At 54.8% G+C, this 11,093-nt stretch carries 9 protein-coding genes; 5 read left to right on the top strand and 4 right to left on the bottom strand.

What is annotated here, in order from left to right; translation table 11 throughout:
- Positions 1 to 29: 29 nt before the first annotated feature.
- Entirely contained in the window at positions 30 to 581 is a 552-nt protein-coding gene (apt, locus tag J5069_RS16795) for an adenine phosphoribosyltransferase (RefSeq protein WP_264645084.1), read from the bottom strand.
- A 157-nt stretch (positions 582 to 738) separates the two neighbouring features.
- Complete coding sequence (locus J5069_RS16790) at positions 739 to 1,107, bottom strand: DUF454 family protein (RefSeq protein ID WP_264645083.1); 369 nt, start codon at positions 1,105 to 1,107, stop codon at positions 739 to 741.
- A gap of 163 nt (positions 1,108 to 1,270) precedes the next feature.
- Here J5069_RS16790 and priC point away from each other — a divergent pair, with 163 nt between their 5' ends.
- On the top strand, positions 1,271 to 1,807 hold the full coding sequence (priC, locus tag J5069_RS16785; protein WP_264644953.1) for a primosomal replication protein: 537 nt from the start codon (positions 1,271 to 1,273) through the stop codon (positions 1,805 to 1,807).
- A 22-nt stretch (positions 1,808 to 1,829) separates the two neighbouring features.
- Entirely contained in the window at positions 1,830 to 2,000 is a 171-nt protein-coding gene (gene rsmS / locus J5069_RS16780) for a pleiotropic regulatory protein RsmS (RefSeq protein ID WP_264644952.1), read from the top strand.
- Between the two features lie 6 nt (positions 2,001 to 2,006).
- On the opposite strand, the gene mscK is transcribed toward rsmS, so the two are convergent.
- Both mscK and acrR read right to left on the bottom strand, forming a co-directional pair.
- Positions 2,007 to 5,372, bottom strand: a complete 3,366-nt coding sequence (gene mscK / locus J5069_RS16775) for a mechanosensitive channel MscK (RefSeq protein ID WP_264644951.1) — start codon at positions 5,370 to 5,372, stop codon at positions 2,007 to 2,009.
- Positions 5,373 to 5,498: 126 nt separating this feature from the next.
- Complete coding sequence (acrR, locus tag J5069_RS16770; protein ID WP_264644950.1) at positions 5,499 to 6,164, bottom strand: multidrug efflux transporter transcriptional repressor AcrR; 666 nt, start codon at positions 6,162 to 6,164, stop codon at positions 5,499 to 5,501.
- Between the two features lie 142 nt (positions 6,165 to 6,306).
- Here acrR and J5069_RS16765 point away from each other — a divergent pair, with 142 nt between their 5' ends.
- From J5069_RS16765 to J5069_RS16755, 3 genes are all read left to right on the top strand, one after another.
- On the top strand, positions 6,307 to 7,503 hold the full coding sequence (locus tag J5069_RS16765; protein ID WP_264644949.1) for an efflux RND transporter periplasmic adaptor subunit: 1,197 nt from the start codon (positions 6,307 to 6,309) through the stop codon (positions 7,501 to 7,503).
- Positions 7,504 to 7,519: 16 nt separating this feature from the next.
- Entirely contained in the window at positions 7,520 to 10,666 is a 3,147-nt protein-coding gene (locus J5069_RS16760; protein WP_264644948.1) for an efflux RND transporter permease subunit, read from the top strand.
- 163 nt (positions 10,667 to 10,829) lie between these two features.
- Positions 10,830 to 11,078, top strand: a complete 249-nt coding sequence (locus J5069_RS16755; RefSeq protein ID WP_222159902.1) for a type B 50S ribosomal protein L31 — start codon at positions 10,830 to 10,832, stop codon at positions 11,076 to 11,078.
- The last annotated feature ends 15 nt before the right edge of the window (positions 11,079 to 11,093 follow it).

Genomic DNA, 11,093 nt, shown 5'->3' with positions numbered 1-11,093 from the left:
AACAGATTTACGGCGGAAAAAAGGCAGGATCAATGGCCTGGAAAATTTACCAGACTGTAGCAGTTGATACCGAGGTTATTCAAACGCTGCTCGCCGCCCAGATCGAACAGATTAATGATAAATGCCGCATCGGTGACGTCTCCACCCAAACGGCGAATCAGCTTAACCGTGGCTTCAATGGTGCCACCGGTTGCCAACAGATCGTCAATCACCAGCACTTTATCACCTGCGTTGATGGCGTCAGTGTGAATTTCCAGGCTGTCAGTGCCGTACTCCAACTCATAGCTTTCTGAAATCGTCGGGCGCGGCAATTTGCCCGGTTTACGCACCGGCACAAAACCCACACCCAACGCCAGTGCAACTGGCGCACCGAACAGGAAACCGCGCGCTTCCGTGCCCACCACTTTCGTTACGCCGGTGTCACGAAAACGGTTTACCAGCATCTCGATACTGGTCGCATACGCAACGGGCGCTTCCAGCAGACTCGTGACATCACGGAACAAGATCCCCGGTTTGGGATAATCGGGAATGCTTTTAATGCTGTTTTTAATTAATTCTGACTGCTGTGCGGTTACGCTCATCATCTTTTGCCTGATAGTACGCTTTAAAAATCTTACCCATGACCGCTGTGGCTCCTTTCCTCTCATCGATACTGAGAGATAACCGGAGGCAAACGGCACACGAAAACGCTCAAATCTAGTCAAACTGACGATCAAATGCAACAGCCTGCGGTGGGTTTTATTGTCGCGGATCAACAACCGGCAGGCGCAGCATAAAGGTTAGCAACACCGTCATGATGGTGAGCAGCAGCACGCGGACCCACATCATATCCACCAGCCACAGCGAAATAGCAAAGGTCAGCACGATCATCACCACCGCTTTGCCTTTCGCCCCCGGCGGCAACGCCCGGTGATCCTGCCAGTGACGCAAATAGGGACCGAACCAGGAACGGTAGAGCAACCAGGCATGAAAGCGCGGGGAGGAACGGGCAAAGCACCATGCAGCCAGCAGCAGGAAAGGAGTGGTCGGCAACAGCGGCAACACGACGCCTAACGTCGCCAGCACAACGGCCAGCCATCCCAACACCAGCAACCCGATACGATACATCACTGCTCATCCTCTTCACGTTACGCCCTGGTACTCTAGCATCCCGCCCTTTCCTGACGTTAGTTAAGATGCGCTCATCTTTCTCCCGCACGCGCAAAAGGCTTGTACCTGCTAACAATCCCGTGCAAGCTTGGCTTTATCATTTCATTATGTGGGTCAACCCGTGAACCGCCACCACTTTCTTCAGGCGTTGGAACATCAACTTGTCCTGTTGGCTCAGGCGGTCGCTCCGCTGGCAGACAGGCCGTTGGCCTATTCCCGTTTTGACAGGCAGCTGTTTCAATCGCATGGCACGCGTTTGCGTGATTATCTGAGTGAGGTTGAGCAAAATTTTCAGTCCTTGCGCCATCTGGTAACCGAAAACCGTACCGAACGCGTCGCGTTCATGACGGAAAAATTGGTCGCGCAGATCGGTGCTTTACAGCGGGAACTCTCCACACAGGCGTTACGCCGTCAGGAAAAGACGCCAGTCGCCATCGCCAGCGATTTGTACCAAAAGCTGGCAGAGCATCAGGACTATGAACGACGCCTGAATCTGATGATTCAGGACCGGGAAAGCCAACTCGACAGAGCGACAACGCTGAGCGCACAGCAACAGTTGCAACGAGAGGTAGCCGCGCTCGAGGGCCGACTGGCGCGCTGTCGTCAGGCGCTGGCGCGTTTGGAGCGTCAGGTGGAAAGGCGTGAACAAGGGCTGTAACCGCAACCAAAGGAACTAACGCATGTCGCTGGAAAATGCCCCGCCAGAGGTCAAACTGGCGGTAGACCTGATTATGCTGCTGGAAGAGAGCGATATCGCGCCCGATGTGGTGCTGGCGGCGTTAGAGATTGTGCAACGCGACTATCAATCCAAGGCGCATGCGGTAACAGGGCCTGTGCCTGACAACCAATGAACCCGCTTAGGCGGGTTCACCGGCCGCGTTACCGCCCAACGCGCGGTTTATCTCCTGCACTTCACTGCCCTGTTTGTTATGCAGGTAGACTTCGAGCTGGTTAAACGCGATATCGATATTATTTTCCCGACACAGCCTATCGATACTGCGGTTTAACTCATCCACCGTATAGCTGCGATCGCGCAGTTCCCGCACGTAAAGCCGCAGTTCGTGATCCAGCGAGCTGGCACCAAACGCCAGGAAAAACACCTGCGGCTCAGGATCGATCATCACGCGGCTGTTCTCATGCGCCGCCTGCAATAACACCGCCTTCACCTTGTCCAGATCGGAGCCGTAGGCCACGCCAATCTTAATCAGCACGCGCGTGATGGTGTCCGACAGCGACCAGTTGATCAGCCGCTCGGTCACAAAGGCCTTGTTAGGGATAATCACCTCTTTACGATCGAAATCCGTAATGGTGGTGGCGCGAATACGAATCTTGCTGACCGAGCCGGAATAGGTGCCAATAGTAATGGTATCACCAATGCGCACCGGTCGTTCGAACAGGATGATCAGGCCGGAAATAAAGTTGGCGAAAATCTCCTGCAAGCCGAACCCTAACCCCACCAACAACGCGGTGACCAGCCACTGTAACTTGTCCCATGACACCCCGATAGAACTGAGCGAGGTGGTGGTGCCCACCGCCATGATCAGGTAGCTCAACATGGTGGTGATGGCGTACGAGGTGCCTTGACGCAATTGCAAACGCGACAACACCAGCACTTCCAGCAAGCCCGGCAAGTTGCGCATTAACACATAGGCCACCACCGCGACCACCACCGACAGCATCAGATTACCCAGCGTCACCGCCTGCAACACGGCATTGCCCGCCACGGTCGCGTTGTAATGCCACAGCGTAATGCTGTCCAGATAGGACATCACCGTCACCAAATCGGACCAAATCCAATAGAGCACGCCGGAGAAGATCAGCAACAGCACCATGGTGGTCAAACGCAACGATTGCTGACCAATCTGGTCCAGCGCCAACGGCGGCTCCGGTGCCGGTTCGCTGCCCTCCGCCCCTTCTTTATTCAGGCTCTGACGCCGCGCAACCGCACGCCGGTAGGCCAATCGGCGCGCCGCAACGCTCAAACCGCGAATGGTGGTGAGGTAGACCAGGTTCCACACCAGTAACAAATACAGGCTTTCCACCCAGCGCCCCAGCAGTCGCAGCGTGGTGTAGAAGTAACCACACACCATCAACCCCAGCAGTACCAACGGCAGGATCGCCATCACGGTAATCACAATCAGCCGGATAGTGTGCGTCTCTTTTTCCCGCCAACTGTCACGACAAAGCGGAAACACCAGAATGCCCAGCAGGATCAGGTTGCAGAAAATCACAATCTGCCCGATCACGTCATCCACCAGATAGAGTGGCGCTTTCTCACCGATAACCGACCAGAAGATCAGCGGCAGCAGCGCACCGCCCAGTCGCAGCGCCTGACGACGGTAGTGGGCCGCCAGTGAAACGCTAAAATTGAAGTGCCGCTCACCGATACCACCCGGTTTCATCGCCCGATAGAGCACACCGAACACCAACCACAGCAACGCAAACTGCTGACTCATGCCCCACACCGCATCGCCAACGGCATTTTCGGCATAGTGAAAGCACAGACCGAACGCGAGGATCAGCATAATCCCCGGCAGCACCATCACGGTTTCCAATAGCAATGCCTGTGGCGTATGGCGCTGCGAATCCCGTTTTAGTTGCCCGACATCATTCGACAGGCGCTCGATATACCCGGCAATAAGACGCCGCCGCCAATAGATAAGTCCGCTCACCAGCAGCATCGGTACAATAAAGAGTAGCGTCCGTAACGCCCCCTGACGCCAGTCGTCCCACTGGAAAGCCAGACTGGAGTGGCGCACTTGCTGTTTCAATCCGCCAGGCAGCTCTTTCAGCCAGGTCCAGTCCATCGGTTTATTACTGCTGACCCAGAAAATCTGCTGCGTCAGCGTATGCTGCAATGACGCCGTGACGCTGACCAACTGCTGGCGGTTGATTTGCAGATTGATGGCCAGCATCAGTTGGTTGCCCAGTTGCTTATTAAGCTGGTCGAGCAGCTCACGTCGCGTATCAAGGATCTGGCCCAGCGCATCGTGCACTTCGTCATCCAGCGCAACGCCCTTGTTGGCCGCCATCAGTTTGCTGATGTATTCGTCGCCACGAAACAGCACATCGCGCTGCTGATTGATCTCAAACTGCTCAAGACGCAGATCGGCAATTTGCGTGCTCATGTCGTTCATGGAAGAAGCAGAAGGCAGGCTGAGCTGCTGCTGATACAGGATGCGCGACAGCAACAGACTGCCCTTGAGCACGGTAACCTGCTCTTTGAGGTTACGTTCGGATTGCAGGGTGCGATCGAGCCAGTTCTTCACCTGAATGCTTTCCTGCACCAGCGTATTGCTCGACTGCGTTGCCGCCACCAGGCGCTGGCTGAGTTGGTGGTTGGTTTCCAGTTCCCCCTTCACCAGCGGGTTGTCCTGGATGCGCTGCGCGTCTTCCGAGGTTTGCGCCTCTTTGGCGGTTTTCTCCGACAGCGTGAGTCGCTTGCCGTTGAGCACGCTTTGCAACGCCTGCACCATTTTCTCCAACTGGTTGATCTGGGCAGAGGCATAGTCGCGCTGCTTCTGTAGCAAATCTTGCAGCGTGGTGTTCACTTCCAGACTTTTACGCTGTTGCTCCATTTGCAAACCCACCAAGGCCTGCTCGGTTTGCAGCAGCGCTTGCTGGCTGGAGCGCAGCGCATTCTGGCTGGCCTCCACGCCGTTAAGCTGGTTGCGAATCTTCTGGCTGCGCTGCGACAGCGCGGTTAATGCGCTTTGAACGCGTTCCGGCTGGGTTTGCAGGGAGATCAACTGGCTGTTGTAGGTGGAGAGGTTTTCCTGCGCCGACTGTAAGTTATCCAGCGACTCATTGAGACGGGTTTCCAATTGGCGCAGCGAGAGCGCCTCGAGCGACGCCGTGGCAACATCGTTATTGCTTAACGCCGCCAGGTCGTCTGCCGCCTGACGCAGTTTAGCGGGCGCTTGCGTCGCCTGCTGCTTTAGCTGCGCGGTCTCCTGACGTACCCGGTCAATGGTATCCAGATACTCAAGCGTGTGCGTGAGATCCTGCTGCGTCAGCTTATCGGCTTCCGTCAGGTTTTTCTGTTTGCCGATGGCGTCCAGTCGCCCTTGAATCTCACTGCGCGTGGGAATGTCATTGCTGGTCGCAGCTTGTGCAACAGTGGAAAATCCAATGGAAAATAGCACTAAAAGGGCAACGCAGCGGGAAACAATCGATAGAATACGCGGGAAATCAAGGCCGCGAGAAAGGGACTTGCAGTACATGATACGTCGTCAGGCATAAAAAGAATGGCGAAGAATATCACGGTTCTGCACGCAAACGCACGGAGCAAACCCGACGAAAAAGTAACGATTCATTATAACGGACAGTGTGTTATAACGGATTGAATTTTAGTCGGCGTTTTCTTGTACCGTCGTGGCAAGCGGCAGCCTGAGCGCTGGGCTGAAACGCAGCATATCAATAAAGCTGTCTACCAGGGTTGGCGCCTCCTGATGGATATCAAAGCTTTCAGGCAGAAACAGCCAGTTCTCCAGGATACCGGAGAAATAGGCGCGCAAGGTCACGGCGGCACGACGCAAATGCAGATCGGACGGCAGGAAACCCAGTTGAACACTGTGATTGAGGCTGGCCTCAATTTGTTCATAGCAGGAGAAATAGAGCGCCTTGCGGGCGTTATACGACGGTAACATTTCACCGACAAACTCACACTTATGGAAGATGATCTCCATTATCGAGCGCCACTGGGTGTCGGTCGTCGTCAAACGCAGCATATAGATCAGTAACTCACGCATCACATGCAGTGGATTATCGGGGAATTTTGCCTGATACTCAGATTCGAAATCGCAGATTTTTGCATCTGAAAGCGTCCATATTTCGTCAAACAACTCAGCCTTGTTTTTGAAGTGCCAATAAATCGCGCCGCGCGTGACGCCTGCGGCGGTTGCGATACCCGCCAGCGACGTGGCGGAGACGCCGAACTCGGAGAAGAGGCGTAAGGCCGTATCAATAATGTGTTTTCGTGTTTCCTGGGCCTGCTGTTTGGTTTTTCGTGCCATGGCGCTGTTTTTTAAAGGAAGCGTGATTTACATACATTCGCGAATGTATGTAACATAACACGCTTGCAGGATTATCGCAGCAATGGGTTTTAGGGCTTGTGATCCATTGGTCAAATTCAAATCGGACACTTGAGGTTTATTTATGAACAAAAACAGAAGGCTTATGCCTCTGGCGGCAGTCCTGATGCTTTCTGGCGGCTTAGCGCTCACCGGGTGTGATAATAAAAATGAAGGTCAGCATCAAGGTGGCGGGCAGCAAGCACCTGAAGTTGGCATTGTGACCCTCAAAACGCAACCGCTGAACGTGATTACCGAACTTCCAGGGCGCACTAACGCATTCCGCATTGCCGAGGTTCGGCCTCAGGTGAGCGGTATTATTCAGAAACGTCACTTCGTCGAAGGGAGCGACGTGAAAGCGGGCACTTCGCTGTACCAGATTGATCCGGCAACCTATCAGGCGGCTTTAAACAGCGCGAAAGGCTCGCTGGCGCAAGCACAGGCTCAGGCAGAAATCGCCCGTTTGACCGTAAACCGTTACAAACCGCTGGTTGGCACCAATTATGTCAGCAAGCAGGATTACGATCAGGCATTGGCCACACAGCGTCAGGCTGAAGCCAGCGTACAAGCGGCGCAAGCCTCTGTGGATTCAGCCCTGATCAACCTGAACTACACCAAGGTGCTTTCCCCGATTTCAGGCCGCGTCGGTAAATCGACGGTAACCGAAGGGGCGTTGGTGGCTTCCGGTCAGGCGACAGCGTTGACCAGCGTGCAGCAACTCGATCCGATCTATGTGGATGTGACGCAATCCAGCAATGACTATCTGCGACTCAAGCGCGAGCTGGAACAAGGCACGCTGAAGCAAGCCGGTGGTAAAGCCACTGTGCGTTTGCTGCTGGATAACGGCACTGAGTATGCCCAAAACGGCACGCTGGAGTTTTCCGATGTCACGGTAGATGAAACCACGGGCTCTATCACCCTGCGCGCCATCTTCCCGAACCCGCAACACGATTTGCTGCCGGGCATGTTTGTGCGCGCACGCCTCGATTCAGGTGTGAACACTGACGCGCTGCTGGTGCCGCAACAAGGCGTAACGCGCAACCCGCGTGGTGAAGCCACCGCCATGGTGGTTGGCGAAGGCGACAAGGTTGAAGCACGTACGCTCACGACAGCCCAGGCTATCGGTAGCAACTGGCTGGTGACCTCCGGCCTTAAAGCAGGCGATCGTCTTATCGTGACTGGGTTGCAGAAAATCAGACCCGGCGCGCCCGTCAAAGCAAAAGAGACGGCACCTGGGAATGGTGAAGAAAAACCTGCGCAGTCTGAACCCGCGAAGTCTTAACAGGAGCCTGTAATTCATGGCTAAGTTTTTTATTGATCGTCCCATCTTTGCATGGGTGCTCGCCATTATGGTGATGCTGGCGGGGGCGTTGGCAATTATCAAGTTGCCTATCGCCCAATATCCGACCATTGCACCACCGGCCATCGAAATAACGGCGAACTACCCGGGCGCGGATGCTTCTACACTGCAAGACTCCGTGACGCAGGTTATCGAACAGAACATGAACGGTATCGATAACCTGTTGTACATGGCATCCAGCAGTGATTCATCGGGCACAGTTCAGATTACGCTGACGTTTGACTCGAAAGCGGATCCGGACATTGCCCAGGTTCAGGTACAGAACAAACTGCAACTGGCGATGCCGCTGTTGCCGCAAGAAGTGCAGCAACAGGGCGTCAGCGTTCAGAAATCGAGCAGCAGCTTCCTGATGGTAGCAGGCTTTATTTCTGAAGAAGGTTCACTGACGCAGCAGGATATCGCTGACTATGTGGCGGCCAATATCAAAGATCCGCTCAGCCGTACCAACGGTGTCGGTGACGTGCAGTTGTTTGGTGCCCAATACGCAATGCGCATCTGGCTGGACCCGAATAAGCTCAACAGCTTCCAGATGACCACCGGCGATGTGGTGGCTGCCATTAAAGTGCAGAACAACCAGATTGCTTCCGGTCAATTGGGTGGTACCCCGCCGTTGCCGGGGCAAAAGCTGAACGCCTCCATCATTGCCCAGACGCGACTGAAATCCGCCGATGAGTTCTCCAACATTCTGTTGCGCGTCAACGCCGACGGTTCGCAGGTGCGCTTGCGTGATGTCGCCCGCGTTGAGTTGGGTGGTGAAGATTACAGCGTGATTGCTCGCTACAACGGCCAGGCAGCCGCCGGTGTGGGGATTAAACTGGCAACCGGCGCCAACGCGCTGGATACCGCATCCGCCGTTAAAGCCGAATTGGGTAAGTTGCAGCAGTTCTTCCCGGCTGGGTTGAAAGTGGTTTATCCCTACGACACCACGCCGTTCGTTAAAATCTCGATTAACGAAGTGGTAAAAACGCTGGCGGAAGCCATCGTGCTGGTGTTCCTGGTGATGTACCTGTTCCTGCAAAACTTCCGCGCCACGCTGATCCCGACGATCGCGGTGCCGGTAGTGCTGTTAGGCACCTTCGCGATCCTTTCTGCCTTCGGTTACTCGATTAACACCTTGACCATGTTCGCCATGGTGCTAGCCATCGGCCTGTTGGTGGATGACGCCATCGTGGTGGTGGAGAACGTCGAGCGTGTCATGATGGAAGAAGGGCTACCGCCCAAGGAAGCCACCAAGAAATCGATGACGCAGATTCAGGGCGCGCTGGTCGGTATTGCGCTGGTGCTGTCTGCGGTATTTATTCCGATGGCGTTCACGGGCGGTTCTACCGGTGCCATTTACCGCCAGTTCTCCATCACCATTGTGTCCGCGATGGTGCTGTCGGTACTGGTGGCGTTGATTCTAACGCCGGCGCTGTGTGCCACGCTGCTCAAACCGATCGCCAAGGGCGACCATCACGAGAAGACCGGCTTCTTCGGCTGGTTCAACAAGCTGTTTGAAAAGAGCACCAGCCACTACACCGATAGCGTTGCCAACATTTTGCGCAGTACCGGTCGTTATCTGGTGGTCTACCTGCTGATCGTGGTGGGTCTCGCGGTGCTTTTCATGCGCCTGCCAAGCTCCTTCCTGCCGGAAGAAGATCAGGGCGTGCTCTTGACCATGGTGCAACTGCCCGCAGGTGCAACCCAAGAGAGCACCGAGCGCGTGCTGGAACGTGTGACCAAGCACTATCTGGAGAATGAGAAAGACAACGTTAACTCGGTGTTTACCGTTAACGGTTTCGGCTTCTCCGGTCGTGGACAGAACGCCGGTCTGGTGTTTGCCAGCTTGAAAGATTGGGGCGAACGTCCTGGTGCTGAAAACAAAGTCGGTGCCATTGCCGGTCGGGCTAACGGCGCATTCTCGCAAATCAAGGAAGCGATCGTTATCGCCTTTAACGTCCCGGCGATCGTTGAGCTGGGTACCGCAACCGGTTTTGACTTCCAGTTGCTGGATCAGGCTAACCTGGGGCATGAGAAGCTGACCGCGGCGCGTAACCAACTGCTGGGAATGGCCGCACAGCGTCCTGATACCGTGGTCGGTGTTCGTCCAAACGGCATGGAAGATACTCCGCAGTTCCGTATCGATATCGATCAGGAAAAAGCCCAGGCGCTGGGTGTGTCCCTGTCGGATATCAACGCCACGCTGGCAACCGCGCTGGGCGGCAGCTACGTCAATGACTTTATTGACCGTGGCCGCGTGAAGAAAGTGTATGTGCAGGCTGATGCGCCGTTCCGTATGCTGCCAAGCGATATTGAGCGCTGGTATGTTCGCGGCAGCAATAACCAGATGGTGCCGTTCTCCTCCTTCTCGCAAAGCCACTGGACGCACGGTTCACCGCGTCTGGAACGCTATAACGGACAGCCGTCCATGCAGATTCAGGGTGAAGCCACACCGGGTAAGAGTACCGGTGAAGCAATGGCCCTGATGGAAGAGTTCGCCAAACAGTTGCCGGAAGGTATTGGCTACGACTGGACTGGGATGTCTTATCAGGAACGTCTGTCGGGTAACCAGGCACCGGCCCTGTATGCCATTTCTCTGATTGTGGTGTTCCTGTGTCTGGCCGCGCTGTACGAGAGTTGGTCTATTCCCTTCTCCGTTATGCTGGTGGTGCCGTTGGGTATCATCGGTGCGCTGCTGGCCGCTACCATGCGCGGGCTGGAGAACGACGTTTACTTTAAGGTAGGGCTACTGACCACCATTGGTCTATCGGCGAAGAACGCTATTCTTATCGTTGAATTCGCCAAAGATCTTATGGAGAAAGAGGGCAAAGGCCTGGTGGAAGCGACGCTTGATGCCGTACGTATGCGTCTGCGCCCCATCCTGATGACCTCGTTGGCCTTTATTCTCGGCGTAGTGCCGTTGGTCATCAGCTCCGGTGCCGGTTCCGGCGCACAGAACGCCGTAGGTACTGGCGTAATGGGCGGGATGATTACCGCAACGGTGTTGGCGATCTTCTTTGTTCCTGTCTTCTTTGTGGTGGTACGCCGCCGCTTTAGCAAGAAAAATGAAGATATCGAACACAGCCATATCGTTGAAAAACCGTAACTGAGTTATTCCCCCAAAGGCCGCGCAAGCGGCCTTTTTTTTGCCTGCCAGTGTTGACCGCCCCCTGCCCTTGCCGCGTTAAACCCTCAGACACAACAGGGTTGATCTTGTGCCCGAAGAAGCGCACAATGAGTTATGTTATAACATAACAATGAGGTTTTTCATGAAAGCGAATATCCACCCGCACTACCGTACCGTGGCTTTTCACGATACCAGTGCTGATGCGTATTTTATGGTCGGCTCAACCATCCAGACAGATCGTACCATCGAGCGGGACGGCGTAACCTATCCCTATGTCACCATTGATGTATCGTCAGCATCGCATCCCTATTACACCGGGAAACAAAAAGAGTATGCCAAAGAAGGAAGTACGGCACGCTTTAACAAGCGTTTTGGCCATTTCTTAAAATAGCGAAATATGTAATTT

The organism is Candidatus Symbiopectobacterium sp. NZEC127 (genome assembly GCF_025962675.1).
Taxonomy (GTDB): domain Bacteria; phylum Pseudomonadota; class Gammaproteobacteria; order Enterobacterales; family Enterobacteriaceae; genus Symbiopectobacterium.
The sequence above is the reverse complement of the archived record's forward strand: the minus strand, read 5'-3'. Positions and strand labels throughout refer to the sequence as shown.